This window comes from Bacillus sp. SH5-2, from assembly GCF_008368905.1.
Taxonomy (GTDB): domain Bacteria; phylum Bacillota; class Bacilli; order Bacillales; family Bacillaceae_G; genus Bacillus_A; species Bacillus_A luti.
Genome location: NZ_QOSD01000015.1, coordinates 16,681 through 37,814, shown reverse-complemented (window position 1 = coordinate 37,814; position 21,134 = coordinate 16,681). Strand labels below are relative to the sequence as shown.

Here is a 21,134-nt window from a genome sequence, read left to right as displayed (position 1 = left end):
TATATCTTTCCATGAAAAAGTAATTTCATACATAAGAAAAATCAAATTCTACTTCTTTAGTATGAGTATACAGCAATAAGGAGCATTATTTTTTGCGTGCTCTATTACTAAATCCATTCAACAATTGTATCCATACTCTGTCTTGTTTTATCACGCTTCGGTTCTTCTTTACGGTAACCAAAGGCAACCATAACAGATACTTCAAGATTATCGCCTTGTATTATGCCTTCTTGACGAAGTAAAGAATCTACTTTCTCTTTATCAAATCCTTCTATTGGACAAGAGTCAATGCCAATTTGAGCTGCACTCGTCATCATATTACCTAAAGCAATATAAGTTTGCTTAGATGCCCAATCAAATACAGCACGGTCGGATTGTAATAAGTTAAAATCTGATTCCTGGAATTTTTTGAAGAATTCATATCTAATTTTTTGAGTGTCTTCAGGTAATCCAATAATATCGTTCATCATATATTTAATATACTCTGCATCATAATGCATATCTTTAATGTTTCTTGAAAGAACAATGACAAAGTGACTTGCTGTTGCAAGTTGCCCACCAGCGCCCCATGAATACGGTTGTAGTTTTTCTCTTAATTCTTTATTTTGTACGACAACAAATTTCCAAGGTTCATATCCAAAAGAAGAAGGAGATAATCTGCCTGTTTCTAAAATGAATTTAAAATCCTCTTCTGAAATTTTGTGCATAGGATCGAACTCTTTACATGCATGTCTGAAATGAAAAGCCTCCATAATTTTTTCTTTTGTCATTTGTTTTGTATTTGTCATAAAAGTTCCTCTTTTCATTATTTTATTTTTGTAAGTAAATTATATTTTTAAAGTAATATAGAAACAAGTACGCACATTTATGTGGTATAGTATCAAAAAAGATACTATTGGTAAGGGAAGGGATTTATTATGGATTGTTCAAACGAAAATAATATAAATTACCCATTTTTAAATAAATATTCTTGTCCAGTTGAAGCTATGGTTGAGGTGATTGGAGGGAAATGGAAAGGGGTTATTTTGTATCATTTATTAGATGGGACAAAGAGGTTTAATGAATTAAAAAGATTAAAACCTAATATCACACAAAGAATGTTAACACTGCAGCTGAGAGAACTCGAAGCAGATGGCATCATACATCGTGAAGTATACCGTGAAGTGCCTCCAAAAGTAGAATATTCGTTAACGGAGCTTGGTGAATCACTTCGTCCAATGATTCTATTAATGATGGAATGGGCGACTCATAATATGGAGAAAGTTTTGGAGAGTAGAAATACACAAAATAATAGTAAATAGTTGAATTTGGTATAGTAGAGACGGACAGGGATTTTTCTTGAATTGGTAGTAGGGCTGGAAACATGTAATATAAAGAGAATGGATGAGAAGTGATGTTAAGAAATAACATTATTGCACTGTTGATTCATCTTTTTATTTGCGTTTTCAGGTGGTTATTATCAAATTTCATAACAGATATATTAAATACGTGTAGTTTTGAGTGGATTATAATTATTTTATGTAAACTAATTATTGAGTTAATCTCAGCTATATAAAAAACTTGTATACAAGATTCTATAATGGTAGGACGGCACTTTTAGTTTAACGCATAATACATCCATTATTTTTAGGGAACAGTAATTTAAAACTTTAAACAATGGAGGTTATACTAATGCAAAAAGTGCTTTTTTCTTTCTTTTGCATATTTTGTTTCGTAATTGGAAGTTCTTTCACTGTTCATGCTTTTTCTCCAAAGCAGTTACCGATTTCTCAAACGTCAGATCGATGGAAAATCGAAATTAAGCAACCTGATAAAAAACTGGTTTAGTTACATCTAAAAAGGATGTTTTTGATACGTATGGTTTCGAGGTTAAAGATATAGGGAAGGATGCTTATCATGTAACTGTTGAAGTATTTCGAAATGAACCAGATTCTCAGACGAAGTATGAACTTTTCACTTCTAAAAAAGATCATGTGTTAAGTAAAGAAGTTGCTTTTAATCATGCGAATTTTCCTATATCCGTTCAGTCTGATGAACTTGAAGTTATTATAACTTGGCAAGAAAAGCCTTCTAGAATGCTAAAAGATGGACAAAAAGATTGTGAGGCGGAAAGAAAATATAAACAGACATTTATATTTAACCAAAATTAAATTGCGCGAAAAAACTCCATTATTTATTAATGGAGTTTTTTATTACATCATTTGCATTTTGAGAACACTTCACAGTCATAGTGTAGTAGGCATAGTAAAATACTTATTCAATGTATTATCTTTCAAAGAAGAAAGAGGAACCTTCACCTCACTACCTTCCTTCATATTCCGCAGCACAACAGTGTCTGTGCTAAGTTCTTCTTCCCCAATAATAAGCACATAAGGGATATTCTCTTTATTGACGTAATTAAGGGCACGTTTTAGTTTGCGTCCTGCTAATTCTAGTTCGACTTTTAAGGAAGTAGTAGAACGTAATTGCTGGGCGATTTGTAAGCATTGTAATTCTGTTCCGAGCGGGATGATAAATAAATCGGCTGTAGATGATATTGTTTCTTTCTGTGATAGTGCTGTATAAATAACGTCTAAACCGAATGAAATACCGACTGTTGGATAGTTCATATTATCACCACGGAATGCTCCGATAATGTTATCGTATCGACCGCCGCTACCGATGCTAGATGTAATCGAGCCATCTTTTAGGAAGATTTCATACACGGTACCTGTATACATTGTGAGTCCTCGTGCTAAAAATGGATTGAATATAGCATTTTCATTTATTCCAAGGGCGATTAAATATTGCTGTAGTTTTTGTAATTCGTTTACTCCATCGGCAACGAGTTGGTTATTGAAAGCTTCTTTAAAGTCAGCAATTGTAAGCTTTAGACAAGATAAAACGGTATTACATATCGTATCAGCCATTTCTTCAGTAATTCCGCGCTCTAATACATCTTTTCGTACACCATCTATCCCAATCTTTTCGATTTTGTCTAATGATAAAATGACGTCACTCGTTAGTTCAGTAGGGATGTTAATGGCCTGGAGAATACCGTTTAACAACTTCCGGTTATTATATTGAACCGTTACTTCTAAGTTTAACGTTCGGAACAGCTCAAACGCCATACTCATAAGTTCAGCTTCTGCCATGACAGACTCAACACCGACTATATCAACGTCACATTGTATAAATTCACGAAATCGTCCTTGTTTAATCGGGCCATCTCGAAATACTTTTCCGATTTCATAACGTTTAAAAGGAAGGCGAATATTCGGATTCATTGCCACAACTTTTGCGAATGGAATTGTTAAGTCGTATCGTAAGGCAAGTTCGCGTTTTCCTTGATCCTTAAGTGTATATATTTCTTTTAAAATTTCATCGCCACCACCGTACTTGTAAGACATAAGCTCATACATATTTAACGTTGGTGTCTCTAACGGTTTACATCCGTACCGTTCAAACGTATCTTCACAAGCTCTTTTAATTTTATTTCGTAGTACTTGCTCTTCTGGTAAATAGTCTTTCGTTCCTTTTACATTTTTCATTTCCATTGTAATCACTCCTTTTTTAAATTAAAAAAAGCTATGCAGGTATAAAAATACCCACATAGCTTTATGAACGCTTCGTGGGTCAACAGGAAAAGCCCTGTACCCACGAAGAAAAATTTTTCTTCGGATACACGGCGTTACGTATGATGATGAAGTTGGAAAGAAGTATTAAAATTTCGCATTACAAATCTCTCCTTAACATAAGTTTTTTTCAAAGTATATCAGATGATTTTTGAATTATCAATATTTTTAGTTTTGAAATATACGTGAAGTTATGTAGGAGAAATGGAAAAGGGTGTATAATGAAACCTAATAATATGAAATAACTTTTTAAGGAGTAGCTCATGAAAAAAGATAAAACAAATGCGATGCGAATATTAGATAAAGAAAAAATTGAATATTCGATGATGTCATATGATCCAAACGATGGGAAAATTGATGGCGTATCAGTAGCTGAGAAAATTGGACGAGAAGTGAGAGAAGTATATAAAACGTTAATTGCTCAAGGGAATAGTAAAAATTATCACGTTTTTATCATTCCAGTAGATGAGGAATTGAATTTAAAAGCTGCAGCGAAAGCAGTTGGTGAAAAGAAAATTGAAATGATTGCTGTAAAAGATATTACGAAAGTGTCAGGATACATTCGCGGCGGTTGTTCGCCAGTCGGCATGAAGAAGTTATTTTCTACATGTATCGATGAAAGCGCCCAATCACTTGAAACGATTATTGTAAGTGGAGGGAAAATTGGCGTGCAAATTGAGCTTAAAGTGGATGACTTGGCGAAAGTGACGAGAGCGCAGTTTGGTGAGATAACGAAGTAAATATACATAGGGAAAGAAGTTCTAGTTTTATTTAATTTAGATAAAGATTTATAGGATAATTAGTCCATTATGAGGGCGGATTATCCTTTTTTATTTACAAAATGAAGATTGAGTATTCGGTTTAATCAATGTGATATAGACATGTAATTTGAATTGTTTGTTTGGCTTTGGGAGAAGGACAAAACCTCGGTGCGAAGACCTTAAATAAACAATCATAATTATCAATATTAAGATTAAAGGTACTCTTAATAATAAATAAATGATGGGAGAGTTTTTTTATGAGGGTTCAAGAAATAACCATCGGTAAAAGAAAGGCTTTCCTTCTATTGGATTCGGAGGGAGTGCCTTTTTGTTTTGATCTTGTCTTTTTGTCCTTCGGCTTGGCCAGAAAAGCAAACGAGCCGAAAAAATCTGCTTACTACAAAAATACACCGAGTAGGAAATTGTTGTTTATTTAAATGTTCTTCAAAACTACGTACTTCTGTAAAATTTGTAGAAAACACACGGAAAATGACGAATCAATATTATTGTGTGAATATTTAGAATATTATAAAATCTGTACAGGTACTTAAATCAAACAATGTTCAAAAGGAGGATAAATAAAACGGTAACTAGGGGGTTACAATTTTTGGTCCAAAAAACAAGAGAGGGTACGTATTTTCTCCAAAGATGGTATTCGCTGATTAGAAAATAATCAAACTTTAAAAAGGAGAGGTTATCAATGAGGGGAAGCAGGGAAAGATTTCTTGTTTTAAGTTTGCTAATTTTAATCTTAGGTTTCTTGAGTTTTAACATTCAAAATAAGGTTTATGCAACAGATGCTTATAATAGTTATAGAATGATTGGCGGTGTAGGTAATAAATTATATTACATTGGAAATGCAAATACTTATCAAAGGAACTCATCTGTAAACGCAATGACAAAATGGAATAATAGTAATGGTGGACTTACTTGGACACCTATTTGGTTTAGCCAAACTACTAACAGACCAGATAGTGATATTGATATAATGTTTAGTAATTTTGGGAATACAGGATGGTATGGTTCAACAGAATGGTACCGTAGTAGTACCAAACTAAACTCATGGTCCGGAACACCAACAGGTAATTGGAGTTGGTCTAAGATTAATATGAACGATTACTACTATGCAGATATGCAAAACTACAATACCAACACTGAACGTGTTGTTTCTCATGAAATAGGGCATGCTATGGGTCTTGCTCATAACGATATTAGTACAAGTGTAATGCGTATTAAATGGCCGCAAGTACTTGCGCCAAGTAAAGCTGATTTAGATGAAATTACAAGGATGTACCCATAATAATTAATAGGAGGGCCTTAAAATGAAAAAATATATTCCATTTTCTATAATAACAACAGTTGTATTATTGGCTTCTGGATGTTCTCAGTTTAATAGTGAAAACGATGCAACGGTAAATAAAAATCAGATAAAAACTGCTGAGGTAGCAAATAACTCCCAGCCAAATGATTTTCCTGTAATTAATATGGGTGGAAAAATGGTGAAATACTATGACGACACAGCCACTTTGGTAAATGACAGCTCCTCTGCAATTGAAGGGAATATAGTTAAAAATAAATATACTATATATAACGAAGTATATTTTACTATTTCAACAGTTGTTGTCACAGATGTATTAGAAAGTAATGATAATATTAAAGTAGGCGATAAAATAACGGTTCTTCAAACTGGTGGAGTTTTTGAATATAAGTCCGATCCAAAAAATAAAAAGACATTTGATACGGGGCAATCAATGAAAGATGGTCAACAATTTGAAGTAGTTTTTGAGAATGCTCCTGTTATAAAAGAAAATAAAAAAGTAATTCTTTTTTTGGAAAAATATAAGGGCCCAATTAGTTGTCAATATGTAACGAGTGGTGATTTCCAAGGGAGATTTCCAGTGGATGAAAATACAGATACTGTGAGTCCGCAAAATAAAGATTTTAAAGAAAAATTCATAAAAACAAATGACTTAAAGGAAAAAATTAAAAAGTTAAAAAAGGAAAAACAATAAAACGAAAATAATTAAGCTATCAAATAATAGAAACGAAACCAACTGTGCTATTTAAAATGGTACAGTTGGTTTCGTTTTGGTATTAACGCTTGCGAAGGTAAAGGTTTTGGCGATTTTGGGCATTTTTCCCGAATCCCCGGAAAGGTATAATAACGAGAATTATGTAAATAAGCCGTCCAAATGGACGGCTTATTGTATTTTTTTGCCTAGCTTGTTTTTTCAAAAATACTGGCAGTAAGACACCTACCTTAAAAATCTACGAAAGTGAGGAAGTTAGAAGAGAGAGTAACTACCTGTAAAAGTCCGATTGGTGTGGGTACCTATGAATCTTATACCAATCGGGCTTTTTTGTAATTGTCGTTTCAATCCCATGAAGGAAACAGCATTGTTCAACTAACTCTATTACAGAAGCCCATATACCCTCATCACAATGATTCTATAAAGAACCTATCATAAGAAATCTCTCTTTTTTATTTATAGCAAAGATTAAAAAAAATGTGAATTTCATAGAAAAAGAACGACATATGAAGTAAAATGTTAAGTATTGTTTTATCCATTTCAGTGGTTGAGATGGATAAAACTATTTTAGTTTCTATCATTCTCTTTAATAATTGTTTGAAATGTTCTTACATATTGATTTATCTGGGAGAATGTATAGATTTCGATTGATTATATGTAATGAAAAATGAAGGTGTTATGTAACTATTAGGATGTACATTAGAAGAAGTGTGAGGAGGAAGGTATATCTATTAAAATAGCGAGATATACTAAATTAAATATGAGTATTAGATTGAATAAAAAAGTAGTAGCATTAACAGCAGGACTAACGGTATTATCCTCATCGATGGTATCGTTTGCAGAAGAACAACCATCTGTAAATAACAATCAATCTATAAGTGTTCAGGAACAAAGCGGGACAGATCAACTTCAAGTATCAGAAGAACAAGTTTTAAAAAGTATTGAAGAAAGTTTTGAAGGGGTAGATGGACGTGGTGAAGGTACTGTCAATAATAAGAAAGTGGACAGTCTTCAAAGTTCAGAAGGTATTTATGAAGAAACGGGTACATTAACGGTTCCTCACAATTCAAATAGAACAAAGCGTAGTCTTGCTTTCTCAGCACCTACAGTTTCTAGTACGATAAACGGGGTTCCATTCACGGAATGGATTGTTCCAGCAGGTAACGATAATATTCGCCCTCAAAATCATATGATTCCAAAGTATATTACAATCCATGAGACTGATAATAAAAGCGTAGGAGCGGGAGCTAAAAGCCACGCTCAATACTTATATAACCAAGCAGTAGGGGAAACAGACCGAGCTGCATCATGGCACTTTACAGTAGATGATAAAGAAATTTATCAACACTTGCCATTAAACGAGAACGGATGGCACGCAGGAGATGGTGATGGACCAGGTAATAGAGAATCTATTGCAATTGAAATTGCAGTTAATAGTGATGGTGACTACAATAAGGCAGTCGATAACGCTAAGAAACTTGCAGCTTATTTAATGAAAGAAACGGGTGTACCATTAAACAACATCGTAAAACATCAAAAATGGAGTGGTAAAAACTGTCCCGATATTATGATTAATAGTGGACAATGGGTTCCATTCGTAAATGGCGTTGAAGGATATTATAATAAATTTTATCAACCGACAGACGACATAACGGGAGGTTGGTATGAATCAGCTATTCGTGATTTGAACAGAAGAGGTATTATGGTAGGAGAAGGAAACGGCATTTTTGCGCCTAATAGATCTGTAACAAGAGCTGAGTTTGCGCAATTAATCTCGAATTCTTTAAGTCTTCCAGCTGGAGATGCGACGTTTAAAGATTTAAATGATGTAAATTCAACTTTACGAGATGGTATTAAACGTACTGCAAGTGCAGGCATTATTTCTGGTAGAGGAGACGGTAATTTTGATCCAAACACACCTATTACAAGAGAAGAAGCAGCGGTCATTGTAAATAAAGCTTTACAGTATAAAGGAATTAATGGACCATTGGTAAACTTACCATTTGCAGATAAAAATCAAATTATCTATAAAGAAGCTGTACAAAGATTATACGGCTTAGGTATTGTAACAGGTATGGGAGATAACATGTATGTCCCTAAAGGAACAACAACTCGTGGTGAAACTGCAGCATTCATTTTAAACATGCTTCAAGTTATTGAAACTGGGAATGTTCAAAAAGGAATTGGTACGGTTGAAATAAATGGTATTGGGGTAAATGTTCGCAGCGGAGCAGGATCTAGCTACTCTGTTGTTAGAAAAGCAAGCAAAGGTGAAAAAGCTACAGTATACGAAGAAAAGAATGGTTGGCTAAGAATTGGTACAGATGAGTGGCTTTATAATGAGCCTAGCTACATCGTCTATACGCAAGATAAAAATTAAATAGTTAAGAAGTAAGTCATACATCACATATTTCATTTATTCCCAGGCAATGGACAGCATTTTCTCCATTGCCTGTTTTTGTGTTTCAGTTTTTTAATAGTTATATAGAAAGTTGAAATGGAGTTAGAAAGAAGAGGAATTGTCTGTAAAATATTGGCCGTTGTAGGTTAGTTTGGTATATAGTTTTTCGGTTTTTGTGTAATTTTATATTTGCGAACGAGAGTTTTTGTTGTTTTGTGGTGAAAAAACGAACGTTATTAAAATATTTACAGAAAACATTCATATTTCAATTGTGAATATACAAAAAGTTTGTTATATTACCAATATAATAATTTTACATAACATCACTCGTATATACTCGGTAATATGGTCCGAGCGTTTCTACCTAGTTCCCAATGAAAGAACTGGACTACGGGTTAAAGTATTCGGTCGCTCTATGTAATGTGTGCTACCGATCTATAATTTTGCATGTGCTTAATTAACTTTGACTACCGTAGTTCTAGAAAGTAGAGGTTCTTCTACAATTTCTAGAACTTTTTTATTTGGACCAAAAGCATCGAGTATAGAAAACAACAAGAGAAAGAGGAGATTATTTATGAAGAAGAATACGTTGAAAAAATGTGCGGCCCTAGTAAATACTGTTGCATTGTCATTCTCGATACTTGCGGGATGTAATGCGAGTCCGAAACAAGTTGAGGCAAAAAGTAATCAAAAACCAATCTTAATTCAAGGGCCAATGCCGATAGAAGCTGAAAAGTTTGCAAAAAGGTTAAAAAATGTGAAAGAAGAAAAGTCTGGAACTTTCGTATTTTATAAAGGAACTGTCGACAATTATCCTGTAATCGTAGCGAAAACAGGTAAAGGAATGGAAAATACAGCAGCCGCTACAGCAGTGGCTATTGAAAAATATAAGCCGATAGCGATTATTAACCAAGGAACATCAGGTGGACACGATCCAAATTTAAACGTATTTGATATTGTTTTAGGAAAACAAGTAGCAAACATCGGTTCATTAAAAACATCAAATATGGATGAGAATCAAGGGATTGAGCCGACAAAATGGATTTCTATGGACTTAATGGCTTCTGAAGGAAGTGCAGGAGAAGATCCAAATGCTGAGAAAGTCCGATACTACGAGGGAGATAAGGATTTACTTGCAGCAGCGAATGCGGTAAAAGACACATATACAAAAGGTAAAGTAGTTGAAGGTACGATTGGTTCAGCAGACGTTTGGAATAATGAAGTTGATAGAATTAAATGGTTCCATACAAAATACGGTACATCTGTTGAAGAAATGGAAGGAGCTGCAGCAGCGCAAATCGCAAAAGCGTATGACGTACCATTTTTAGGAATTCGAGTGTTATCTAACAATAAAACGAACGGCGGAAAATACAATCCAAACACAGCAACGGCAAATCAAGAATATGTATATGAAGTAGTTAAAAAATATATAGATTCAATGCAAAGTAAATAGTAGTAGTTCTGTCCCAGCATAAACGTCAAGTAACTGTAAATCTTTTCGAGACGGATAAACTGGTCTTAGGAATGGTAGTTGAAAAAGAAAAGCTTGTTTCTTATAAAAAATATAAGAAACAAGCTTTTCTATTTAAAATAAATTGGGTAATTAAACTATAACATCAATGTGTATCATTGAATATAATGGAGGTGATGTTATATGGCTCTTACTACAGGACCAATTGAAAACGTAGGAAATCAACCTGCTAATGCAAATAAAGTTAGGGTGAAGATCCTTAACCGTACTGCGGGCCCACTTACTGGAGTAGCTAGAGTTTTTAGACTTGACGGTTCATTAGTATTAATTGAACAGGTAAACTTCAATGTGAATTCTAATGCTTCTACTTTTGCAACTCTAAGTTTAGTTCATCCTGCTCTTGGACAAGCATTTGAATATGAAGTTCAAATTGTTCCTAATCAACCTGGTGGACTATATAGTGTTTATGGACTAACAGCTGAAAATGTTATTATTACTGCACAACGTGTTGTGAACTCAGAATTGACACAGTTTCTTTAATTAAAATAGATTGGTGCCTACATGGTATCCAATCTATTTTTGTACGTATTATTCAGAGAAAGAAAGGTTTTACACAAAAATAAAGACAGTTATGGAAAAAGGAAAAGTCGAGCTATCATCTTGATTTTTATTATTTCTGTCTTAGACTTTATCCCGCTATTTGCAGGGCAGTAAGACACCCACCTCAAAATTCAGTGAAAGCGAAGAAGTTAGGTGGCGGATGAACAAAACCCCACTAATTAAAGTTTTACTTTATCTGTTTCGTGGCATGGTTTTCTTTGAATGCTTTTTATTCAAAATGTTTTTTTAAGTATTTATCAAATATGCATTATTGCATAAATAAATTTAAATTTATAAGTTAATATTAAACTACTTTTTAGTTGTAAAGAATATTTTAATAATCTTTATAAGAGAAGGGTATTCCTTGTTAAAAGTGAAATTGTTTGGAATGTGAATAAACAAAAGTTTAGAAGTAATACAGACTCAATAGAGTCTTGTATTAAATAAACAGAAAAGGGGTATGGGTATATGAAGTTTCGGAATACAAAGATTGCTATGGTTACACTATCTTCATTTTTTATTTTAGGTTCTGCATCTCTATCATTCACAGATACTATACATGGTGAAGTGGCTTCTGCATCAGCACAAGAGATTATTGTGAAAAATTATGACGATACATATTATAATAACGCAATAGGAAAAACGGGATTAGAATTAAAGAAGGAACTGCATAATATTATTGATAATCATACAAAGTTATCATACAGTGCGGTTTGGGAAGCGCTAAGAGATACTGATGAAGATCCAAATAATAAAAATAATGTGATACTCTTATATACTGGTCGTTCGCAAGGGAAACTTACGAATGGATCAGGAGTAAATAACTGGAACCGAGAGCATGTTTGGGCAAAATCTCACGGTGACTTTGGAACGATTGCAGGACCTGGAACGGATCTACATCATTTAAGGGCGACGGATGTATCTGTAAATAGTTCACGTGGAAATCTGGATTTTGATAACGGTGGTGTGAATCATTCTGAAGCGACAGAGTGTAAATATGATAGTGATTCTTGGGAACCTCGTGATAGTGTAAAAGGAGATATCGCTAGAATGCTGTTTTATATGGCTGTTCGTTACGAGGGAGAGAACGGCGAAATAGATTTAGAACTAAATGAAAAAGTGAATAACAATAAAGATCCATACATGGGGAAACTATCTGTTTTATTAAAATGGAATGAACAAGACCCGGTCGATGATTTAGAGCGAAAGCGTAATGAAGTGATTTTTACAAAATATCAACATAACCGCAATCCTTTTATTGATCATCCTGAATGGGTAAATAAAATTTGGAACTAAGATTTTTAAAGGTATTATATTTTGATAGAAGGGATTGATCATTATGATCAATCCCTTCTTATATCTATACTAGAATAAATAATTTTTATAAGATTGAAGAGGAGAATAGGATAGATATTTTATCAAGTTAAGTATATATGGGTATTTTAGTACGGCCCCCACTCAATATTCACGCCAATAATAAGAAAAATAAGTCCAATGACAAACCAAATGAATGCAAGTGGAGCCATGAATCGAATCCATTTTCCGTAAGAAATACCGCTCGCTGCGAGAACGCCCATTAAAACACCGGAAGTTGGATTGAGGCAGTTCACTACACCTTCGCCGAGCATAACAGCTTGTACTGTAACTTGGCGTGTAATGTGCATGAAATCAGCTAATGGAGCTAATATCGGAATGAAAATAACAGATTCACCTGTACCGGATGAAATAAGGAAATGTAATGCGGCACTACTTACATACATACCGATAACACCAAATACAGGGCTTTGTCCTTCGAGAGACTGTGCGAGCTGGTTAACGATTGTATCAAGTAATTTGCCTTGCTCTAAAATGACTGAAATACAACGAGCCATCCCGACGATCAAAGCACCGTATATGAGATTTTGACAGCCTGCTAGAAAAGTAGAAGCGATATCGTTTGCTTTCATGCCACCTATTATTCCGGCTGTAATTGCTATGAAAATAAAAGTGGCAGTCATTTCTGCGTCCGTCCAATGTAGACGAAAAGCCCCTATTAAAAATGCAATTAATGATAAAGCTGAAACGAGTAAAATTAATTTATGACGTATTGTCCAAGGAACTTCTGTTTTCTCTGTTTCTTTCTCGCTTGAAAGAGCATTACTTGGAAACCAGTTGTCGCCGAGAATGCTTCCTTTATTCGATTTTTTCAAGCGTTTTATATACCAATTAATATAAAGGATGGTGGCAATTAAAAAAGAGATATAAATTGCTGTACGTAAACCAATCCCCGAAAACATCGGAAGTTCGGCGATTTTTTGTGAAATGCCTAAAGGTGAGGGGGATAAAATAGTAGCATTAAAACCAGCATAAGTGCCTAAATAAATAATTGCTACGCCAACGATAGCATCCCATTTCAATGTGCGTGCAACGATGATGCCGATGGGGATAAAGCCGATAACTGAGTTAACGATAATACCAGTCGTTCCGAGAATAGAAAAAAGTGCGGCGACAATGCATATGAAAAGTAATTGCTGATTACGAAATTTATTAATAACATGATAGATTAAACCGTCAAGGGCACCTGTTTCTTCAAGAATGGCAATGGCACCGCCTGTAAATAAAATTAAAAAGATGATCGGAGCAGCAAGTGTCATTCCTTTTTCAATAGCGGTAAAAAAAGAAACAAACCCTACAGGTGATTGCGGAACAGAATGATAACTTCCTGGTATTGTCGTTGTAACAGTCCCGTTTGTAACTCTTTTAAATTCTCCAGCAGGTACGGAATAAGTAGCTATTGCACAAAGTAAAGCAATAAAAAATAGTAGTACGTACGCATCAGGCATTTTAAACTTTCGTTTACTAGGTTGTTTTTTTACTTCAGTTTGTAATTGCATAAAATCCCTCCTTTTTCACTTGGTTAATTTTTAATATTCTGAAATTTATCTGTGAAATAGATTATAATAAAGGTGGCTTCTTAAGGCAATAGTTTTTCTGTCCTTTTCCCGCGCATACAAATTATTGCAATAATAGACAGGGAAACGAAAATAATCCAAGAATATGTTATATAGAAGGAAAAAGAAAAGAGGGAAAATGATGTGGAAAACTACGGATCTATGTGATGAGTTTGAAAATGAATTACAAATATGTCGCCAGTCTTTTCGGTCTTTTGGGAAGAAAGAACAATTCTACGGGAAAATTGCAACGGTAAAAGTGAAGGATGATAATGTACTAGTGAAAGAAGGATTGCAAACATTACCGGAAGGAACGGTATTAGTTGTTGACGGGGGAGCGTCTACGAATTGTGCGTTACTCGGTGATAATTTAGCAGCTATTGCGGAGGAAAGAAAGTTGGCAGGGATTATTGTGAATGGATATGTTCGTGATTCTAGTGAACTAAAAAATATTAATATTGGTATTTTAGCGTTAGGGACCATGCCAAATAGAAGTGTGAAAGAGGGAAAAGGAGAACGAAATATTTCAGTGCAATTTGGACAAGTAGAATGGAAGCCAAATGAATATGTTTATGCGGATGAAGATGGGGTTATTATTAGTGAAAAGAGTTTGCATAGTTAAGAGATTAGAAAGTTATTATTCTTAGAAAATAAATCCGATAAAACATGGACAAAATCCTTTGTCAATAGTAAAATAATACAGAAATTTAAAATTTATAGAATGTATAGGTTTATCGTTTTACGATAACTTAAATGGAAGTTAGTTTTGCCTAGAAAAGTGAATGTTATCACAATGATACGTTCATGAACGAAATTATTTTTCCTATACAAATATAGCCGCAAATGATGCGGGTAGGAGGTGTTGTGCATTTTTGTTCGACACTTACAAAAAAAGAGTGTCAATCGCACGCCCTTGAAGGGCCTTTTTTTGTGTAAATGGTAGTAAGGGAGGAAATTTTGGGATGGCAATGTTAAAAAAATGGCTGCTTACGTCGTTAATGGCAGTTACACTTGTATTTGTTTCTTTTGCGAATACAGTACATATTACGTTTGCTGAAGGAAATACAGCAAAACTTGCAATTATCGGTGAATCACAAAAGGGCATTATGTTATGTCCGAAAGAAGAGCAAATTAAAGATGGGGAAACAGCTTTAAGTTTGCTGCAAAAAGTCATGGGGGACAAAGTAGTATCTGAAACGATGTCGTTTGGAACGTATGTAAAAGGCATTGACGGCTTAATGGCTGGGGACACAAGCGGTTGGTTGTATGATGTAAATGATAAAGCTGCACAAGTTGGAGCAGATAGTTATAAATTAGAGTCTGGAGATGTTGTTGTATTCCGCTTTGTTTCAGACTGGAACAATATGAGTCAAGAAACATTACAGCAAACATTAGATAAATTTGGAACTTGTAAAACTGTTGAAGAACCAAAGACAGATGATCCAAAACAAGAAAAGCCAGAAGAACCAAAAACGGATGATCCAAAAACGGATGATCCAAAGCAAGAAAAGCCAGAAGAACCAAAAACGGATGATCCAAAGCAAGAAAAACCAGAAGAACCAAAGACGGATGATCCAAAACAAGAAAAACCAGAAGAACCAAAGACAGATGATCCAAAACAAGAAAAACCAGAACAACCAAAGCAAGAGAACATTCAAGTTCCAGCAGCACAAGTAAACGAAGCAATTTCTAAAACGTCTGAAAAGATGTTACAAGATGGAATTGAAAGTGATTGGGTAGCTTTAGGGCTTTCTCGTTCTGGAAAGAATGTACCGATTGAGGCGCAATTAAATTACGTTAAGGCAGTAACAGAAAAAGTAGAAAAGCGTGTGAATCGTTTTTCAGCAACGGATTTAGCTAGAACGATTATTATGATGAATGCAATGAATGCTGATCCGAAAAAGGTAGGCGAACATAACTTAGTTCAAAAATTGTATGAATCAGATAAAGTGAATTCTGTTACAGGTTATGCATTTGCTTTACTTGCATTTGATGCGAAAAAGTATGAAATCCCAGTTGAGTCAAAATGGAATCGAGTTGCGTTAGTAGAGTCACTTTTAAACACGCAACACACAGATGGTGGCTGGACTTATGATAGTGCAAGCAGTAAAGAAAGTGCTAGTAGCGTTGATGTAACGGCTATGGTTTTATCAGCATTAGCTCCTTATCAAGAGCGACTAGACGTGAAACCAGCTGTGCAAAAAGCTGTTGCGTATTTATATAAAGAGCAGCTAGAAAATGGCGGGTTTTCTGCAGATGGACAAGAAAATTCAAATAGTACTGCGCAAGCAATTATTGGATTATCACTTGTGAAAGATGTAGATCAAAATCGTCTTCATAAGGCAGTGCAAAATCTACTGTCATATCAACTTCCAAATGGTGAATTTAAATGGTTACCAAGTGATCAAAATGGTAGTGGAATGGCTACAGAGCAAGCATTATTAGCTTTAATTCAGTTTAAAGAGCTTGGAAAGTCAATTTATGATTGGTCAAATGTATCTGTTACTGAAATCGATACAAAGCCTAATGTGGATTCAGAAAAAGTTGTAGTAGAAAAAGAAGTTACTGAACAACCACAAGAAGAAAAACAAGTGCAACAAGAAACAAAAGATGACAATTTAAAAGTTGTTGTTGATAACGAACCGGTTAAAAATAAAAAGTCTGGAAACGGTAGTATGCTACCAAAAACAGGAGCATCTTCTCATAGTGCGGCTGCAGAAGTAGGTATGGGTGTATTGTGTATTGCTTCTGCATATGTATTATGGAGACGTAAAGCAGCTTAACAAAAATTAGGAGCAATTATTTGCTCCTAATTTTCGTATGAAAGGTGAGAGATAAGATGAGTAAGATGAAGTGGTTCATTTCTTTAATGCTTTCGCTCGGGCTACTTGCCGGATGTGAAGAGGCAGCTGTACAGCCAGAGAAGAAGGTAGAACCAAAGCAAGAAGAGGTAGCGAAACAAGAAGAGAAAAAAGATGAAGCGAAACCGGAAGAAAAACCGGAGGAAAAACAAGCTGAACAAGAGCAAAATAAGCAAGAAGAGCAAAAAGAGAAACAAGAACAAAAAGTAGAAGAGAAGCCGAAAGAGGAAAAGCAGCAGACACAACCAGAAGTAAAGAAAGAAGAAAAACCTCAGGAACAACCGGCTGCTACGAAACAACCAGAACAACAAAAAGCACAAGAAGAGAAACAACAAGAGCAGCAACCGAAAGCGCAAGCAGTAAAAGAAGAAGCAAAGGTTGTCAATCAGCCGAAAGAAACACCGAAGCAGGAGCAAAAAGTTGATCCGAATAAAGAGGAGAAAACGATACCCACTCCGCCAGTACCAAATTCTGAACAACGAAAACCAGACCCAGTTCCACCACCAAAACCACAAGTAAAACAAGTTACTATTTCAGTAAAAGGTAATGAAGGATACTTATTAGGTGCGAAAAAAATGGATATACAAGAAGGCGATACTGTGTATAAAGTATTGCAGCGTACAGGATTAGATGTTGATGCAATGGGTTCTAAAGGTGATATTTATGTAAAAGGTATTAATGATTTATATGAAAAAGATGTTACGGCTACTAGTGGATGGAAATATCGTGTGAACGGTGCTTTTCCAAACTATAGTGCAGGTGTAGCTACAGTAAAACCAGGAGATACAATCGAGTGGGTGTTTGTATTAAAATAAGAAAGGCATTCGGTAAAGGACTATGAAAATAAGTTTTTCTTCTTTACATCCTTTTGTGAATTTTTTCTATTATATCGGGGTGATGATACTATGTATGATGTGTCTTCATCCTCTTTTTTTAATTGGAGCAATACTATTAATCGTTATGTTAAATATAATGCAAGGGAATAGCGAAAAGATAAGAAAAATGTTACCTAGCACAATCGTTTTCTTTTTTATGGTAATTTTATTTAATTCGTTATTAACGCATAGAGGCCGAACTACGTTATTTTGGTTAGGTGATAGCCGTATTAAGCTTGAGGCAATTATGTTCGGACTAGTAATGGGGTTATTGTTAGTTGCGATTATGTTCACGTTCGCATCGTATAATGATATTATTTCAAGTCATAAATTTTTATATTTGTTTTCTAGAATTTCACCGAAAGTGGCATTGTTAACGATGATTACAGTAAGGTTTGTACCGTTGTTTATTAGGAGGTTGCAGAAAATTACACTCGTACAAAAAACGAAAGGTGTACAAGTTGATGCAGGTTCCATTATTGAACGCGTGAAAAATGGTATGCAATTGCTGCAAGTATTATTAATTTGTTCGTTAGAGGATGCACTGCAAACGGCAGATTCTATGCAAGCTCGTGGATTTGGTGTAACGAAGCGTACGACGTATATTCGATATAGAATGGAAAGACGAGATTGGTACACGCTCAGTTATTTAAGTATTCTATTCATAGTTGCTATTATATGTAGTAATTATGGCGGAGGGAAATTGAGTATTTATCCGAAAGTCGAATCGATTCTATTTCAGCAATACGATGGGATGATGTTTGTCGTGTTTACGATGTTTATTAGTCTACCAATCATAATGGAAGGAAGGGAATGGATATGGTGGCGCATGCAGAAATAAACAATTTATCATTTGTATATGCTGATGAAAATGAAAAAGCGTTACAGCATATTTCTCTTTCTGTTCAAAAAGGAGAGTTTATTGCACTTGCTGGAGGATCAGGATCCGGGAAGACGACTTTATTAAAACATTTTAAAAAAGAATTACTTCCAATTGGTAAGCGTACTGGGGATACATATTATGATGGTACTTTATTAGAAAATGTACCGGATTTGTTATCTGCCCAAGAAATTGGCATGGTATTTCAAAATCCAGAAAATCAGCTCGTAATGGATACAGTAATTCAAGAATTAGCGTTTTCTTTAGAAAATATCGGATTACCATCTCATATTATTCAAAAGAGAATAGCTGAGCTTATTAGCTTCTTAGGATTTCAAGATTTATTGCATCAATCTGTTCATACGTTATCTGGTGGGCAGAAGCAGCTTGTCAATTTAGCTGCGGTATTAGTTATGCAGCCGAAATTATTATTATTAGATGAACCGACAGCACAATTAGATCCAATTGCCGCGAAAGAGTTTTTAGGATTGTTAAAGCGTATTAACGAAGAACTTGGAATTACGATCGTTTTAAGTGAACATCGTTTAGATGAAGTAATACCACTGGCAACGCGCGTCATTTGCATGAATAACGGCCGAATCGTGTATGATGGTAGTCCGAAAACGGTTGTAGCGAACATGTGGGAAGTAGAAAAATTCCGTCCATTTATTCCGCAAATTCCAAGATTGTTTTTAGAGTGGAATGCGAGAGATATTCCGTTTACAGTGCGAGAAGCACAAATGAAAATGAATGATTTTTCAGCGATATCATATGTAAATGAGCCAATAGTAAAAAGTGAAAAGCAAGAAGTCATTTTAAGTGCAGAGCATATTTCGTTCCAATATGGAAAAAATAGTCCGCTCATTTTACGAGATTTAACCGTATCGATTGAAAAGGGGAAGTGGGTAGCTCTCGTTGGAAAAAATGGTACAGGTAAGTCTACGCTGTTAACGATTTTAGCAGGGTTACAAAAAGCGAGAAGAGGAAAAGTGAAGTGGAACGGTAAAGTGATACATAAAATTGATTCGAAAGAACGATTTAAAAGTATCGGGTATGTATCACAGCATCCGTATTATCATTTTACATTTGATACAGTGTGGGATGAAGTGTATGAACGTGCACGTGAATTATACGGAGAACAAGGAAGAGAAATAGCAGAACATCAGCTTAAAAAGTTTTGGCTATATGGACTTAAAGAACGTCATCCACATGATTGTAGCGGGGGAGAGCAACAACTACTTGCATTATGTACAACGTTATTATCAAAGCCGACTTTATTATTACTGGATGAACCGACAAAAGGATTAGATCCATGGAAGAAAGAAAGAGTAGGAGAGCTATTTAGGAAGTTGCAAAAAGAAGGTACAACAATTGTAATGGCAACGCATGATATTGAATTTGCAGCGAAATACGTGGATCAATGTATGATGTTATTTGACGGAGCAGTTATTATGAATGATGCACCGAAAGAATTTTTTAGTGGTAACTTCTTTTATACAACATCTATCAATCGATTCATTCGAAAAGAATTGCCATATGCATTAACGTGGGAGGATGTGTACGAAGCGTGTCCAAACGATATGTTGCATTCATAATATGTATTTTTGCAGTTATAATAGCCACATTGTTCTTTACTACACTTATCATGGACGGGTATTACATGTTAAGTAGCTTGTTTTTATTAGCTGTTATTATGTTACCATTCTATATCCGCTTTGAAAGAAAGGCGTTTGTTTCACGTGAAATTGTTCTTGTTGCCGTGTTAGCGGCAATTGCAGCAGTTAGCCGCGTACCATTTTCTATTTTACCGAGTGTACAACCGACTTCTTTCGTTATTATCGTTTCTGCAATCGTGTTCGGAAGTGAAACGGGTTTTATGATCGGTGCAACAGCGGCTATCGTATCTAACATTTTTTTAGGACAAGGTCCGTGGACGCCGTGGCAAATGTTTTCATGGGGTATGATTGGTTTCATAGCTGGATTATTACGTAATACATTTTTAATGAAAAAGTTATGGGGAAGACTACTATACGGATTCCTCGTTGGCTTTTTATTTGGCTGGATCATGAATTTCTGGGGGCTGCTCGGTTTTATACAGGAAGCAACGTGGGAAACAGTTATTTCATACTATATCGCAAGTTTTTACTTCGATTTGAGCCATGCGATTTCGAATGTTGTGTTCTTACTACTATTTAGTACTTCTTGGATTACGATTCTTACAAGATTTAAAAGGAAATATGGCATATTAGATAAGCATAACATGGCATAGAAAAGCATACTCATATAAGGTAGGGTCGCGACTTACATATTCGTTTGCCTCTTTCATGCTTCTTACATATTGTAAGGAGTATTTTTCTGTATATTTTTTAATTATTACGGCAATAATAATGGAGTATGCCATTTGAAAAAGCTTCCCACCAAGTTGATGGGAAGTTTTTTCAATCTTGTTCTAAAATGTGAACAGTGTAATCGCAGCGTTGAATAGCTTGTTCAATCGCATAAAGGGATTGTTCAATACGAGCGCGATTAAAATCTTTTTCAACAGTCTGTAGTGCTTCTTCTAAACAATGTTTTGCTTCTTGTAATGATTGAAAAGAATCTTGTACATATCCGCGAGCATTTTGATGCATTTCATAATCCTCCTTGAATACTCATATATGTATAGTATGAACAGTAAAGAAGAAAATATAATTTATTATATTTGTTTGACA

Annotated in this window: 20 protein-coding genes and 1 riboswitch; of the genes, 16 read left to right on the top strand and 4 right to left on the bottom strand. The window is 34.8% G+C overall.

Annotated elements, in window-relative coordinates; translation table 11 throughout:
- Positions 1–107 precede the first annotated feature (107 nt).
- Entirely contained in the window at positions 108–788 is a 681-nt protein-coding gene (locus tag DN410_RS11835; RefSeq protein WP_149176650.1) for an NAD(P)H-dependent oxidoreductase, read from the bottom strand.
- A gap of 129 nt (positions 789–917) precedes the next feature.
- On the opposite strand from DN410_RS11835, the gene DN410_RS11830 reads away from it, so the two are divergent.
- From DN410_RS11830 to DN410_RS28460, 3 genes are all read left to right on the top strand, one after another.
- Positions 918–1,301 carry a winged helix-turn-helix transcriptional regulator gene (locus DN410_RS11830; RefSeq protein ID WP_149176649.1) on the top strand — a complete coding sequence of 128 codons (384 nt, stop codon included), beginning with the start codon at positions 918–920 and terminating at the stop codon, positions 1,299–1,301.
- Positions 1,302–1,671: 370 nt separating this feature from the next.
- A complete protein-coding gene (locus DN410_RS28465; RefSeq protein WP_255446738.1) occupies positions 1,672–1,827 on the top strand; it encodes a hypothetical protein in 156 nt (51 codons plus the stop codon).
- 146 nt (positions 1,828–1,973) lie between these two features.
- Entirely contained in the window at positions 1,974–2,150 is a 177-nt protein-coding gene (locus DN410_RS28460) for a hypothetical protein (RefSeq protein WP_255446737.1), read from the top strand.
- A gap of 75 nt (positions 2,151–2,225) precedes the next feature.
- On the opposite strand, the gene DN410_RS11820 is transcribed toward DN410_RS28460, so the two are convergent.
- On the bottom strand, positions 2,226–3,536 hold the full coding sequence (locus DN410_RS11820; RefSeq protein WP_149176648.1) for a histidine--tRNA ligase: 1,311 nt from the start codon (positions 3,534–3,536) through the stop codon (positions 2,226–2,228).
- 341 nt (positions 3,537–3,877) lie between these two features.
- On the opposite strand from DN410_RS11820, the gene ybaK reads away from it, so the two are divergent.
- The 7 genes from ybaK (at position 3,878) to DN410_RS11780 (ending at position 12,173) form a co-directional block, all read left to right on the top strand.
- On the top strand, positions 3,878–4,354 hold the full coding sequence (ybaK, locus tag DN410_RS11815; RefSeq protein ID WP_149176647.1) for a Cys-tRNA(Pro) deacylase: 477 nt from the start codon (positions 3,878–3,880) through the stop codon (positions 4,352–4,354).
- Between the two features lie 757 nt (positions 4,355–5,111).
- The gene (locus DN410_RS11805) at positions 5,112–5,675 is read left to right on the top strand and encodes a M57 family metalloprotease (protein ID WP_255446736.1); all 564 of its coding nucleotides are present in this window, start codon (positions 5,112–5,114) and stop codon (positions 5,673–5,675) included.
- A gap of 22 nt (positions 5,676–5,697) precedes the next feature.
- Positions 5,698–6,387: a hypothetical protein gene (locus tag DN410_RS11800; protein WP_149176645.1), complete on the top strand. Its 690-nt coding sequence runs from the start codon at positions 5,698–5,700 to the stop codon at positions 6,385–6,387.
- Positions 6,388–7,165: 778 nt separating this feature from the next.
- On the top strand, positions 7,166–8,785 hold the full coding sequence (locus DN410_RS11795; protein ID WP_149176644.1) for an S-layer homology domain-containing protein: 1,620 nt from the start codon (positions 7,166–7,168) through the stop codon (positions 8,783–8,785).
- 328 nt (positions 8,786–9,113) lie between these two features.
- Positions 9,114–9,217: riboswitch (purine riboswitch) on the top strand.
- A 163-nt stretch (positions 9,218–9,380) separates the two neighbouring features.
- A complete protein-coding gene (locus tag DN410_RS11790; protein WP_149176643.1) occupies positions 9,381–10,259 on the top strand; it encodes a 5'-methylthioadenosine/S-adenosylhomocysteine nucleosidase in 879 nt (292 codons plus the stop codon).
- A 201-nt stretch (positions 10,260–10,460) separates the two neighbouring features.
- The gene (locus DN410_RS11785; RefSeq protein WP_001229415.1) at positions 10,461–10,817 is read left to right on the top strand and encodes a hypothetical protein; all 357 of its coding nucleotides are present in this window, start codon (positions 10,461–10,463) and stop codon (positions 10,815–10,817) included.
- Positions 10,818–11,345: 528 nt separating this feature from the next.
- A complete protein-coding gene (locus DN410_RS11780) occupies positions 11,346–12,173 on the top strand; it encodes an endonuclease I family protein (protein WP_149176642.1) in 828 nt (275 codons plus the stop codon).
- A gap of 146 nt (positions 12,174–12,319) precedes the next feature.
- Here DN410_RS11780 and DN410_RS11775 read toward each other — a convergent pair whose 3' ends face one another.
- On the bottom strand, positions 12,320–13,750 hold the full coding sequence (locus DN410_RS11775; RefSeq protein WP_149176641.1) for a YfcC family protein: 1,431 nt from the start codon (positions 13,748–13,750) through the stop codon (positions 12,320–12,322).
- A gap of 199 nt (positions 13,751–13,949) precedes the next feature.
- Here DN410_RS11775 and rraA point away from each other — a divergent pair, with 199 nt between their 5' ends.
- The 6 genes from rraA (at position 13,950) to DN410_RS11745 (ending at position 20,692) form a co-directional block, all read left to right on the top strand.
- Positions 13,950–14,429 carry a ribonuclease E activity regulator RraA gene (rraA, locus tag DN410_RS11770; RefSeq protein ID WP_149176640.1) on the top strand — a complete coding sequence of 160 codons (480 nt, stop codon included), beginning with the start codon at positions 13,950–13,952 and terminating at the stop codon, positions 14,427–14,429.
- 340 nt (positions 14,430–14,769) lie between these two features.
- Positions 14,770–16,590, top strand: coding sequence for a DUF4430 domain-containing protein (locus DN410_RS11765; RefSeq protein ID WP_149176639.1), 1,821 nt, complete (start codon positions 14,770–14,772; stop codon positions 16,588–16,590).
- Between the two features lie 56 nt (positions 16,591–16,646).
- Positions 16,647–17,483, top strand: a complete 837-nt coding sequence (locus DN410_RS11760) for a DUF4430 domain-containing protein (protein WP_149176638.1) — start codon at positions 16,647–16,649, stop codon at positions 17,481–17,483.
- Between the two features lie 22 nt (positions 17,484–17,505).
- Positions 17,506–18,384 carry an energy-coupling factor transporter transmembrane component T gene (locus tag DN410_RS11755; RefSeq protein ID WP_149176637.1) on the top strand — a complete coding sequence of 293 codons (879 nt, stop codon included), beginning with the start codon at positions 17,506–17,508 and terminating at the stop codon, positions 18,382–18,384.
- On the top strand, positions 18,357–20,018 hold the full coding sequence (locus DN410_RS11750; protein ID WP_149176636.1) for an ABC transporter ATP-binding protein: 1,662 nt from the start codon (positions 18,357–18,359) through the stop codon (positions 20,016–20,018). The genes DN410_RS11755 and DN410_RS11750 overlap by 28 nt, the downstream gene beginning before the upstream one ends.
- Positions 19,991–20,692, top strand: coding sequence for an ECF transporter S component (locus DN410_RS11745; RefSeq protein ID WP_149176635.1), 702 nt, complete (start codon positions 19,991–19,993; stop codon positions 20,690–20,692). The genes DN410_RS11750 and DN410_RS11745 overlap by 28 nt, the downstream gene beginning before the upstream one ends.
- A gap of 169 nt (positions 20,693–20,861) precedes the next feature.
- Here the strand turns inward: DN410_RS11745 and DN410_RS11740 are convergent, their stop codons facing one another.
- Positions 20,862–21,053, bottom strand: coding sequence for a hypothetical protein (locus tag DN410_RS11740; protein ID WP_000554029.1), 192 nt, complete (start codon positions 21,051–21,053; stop codon positions 20,862–20,864).
- Positions 21,054–21,134: the final 81 nt, after the last annotated feature.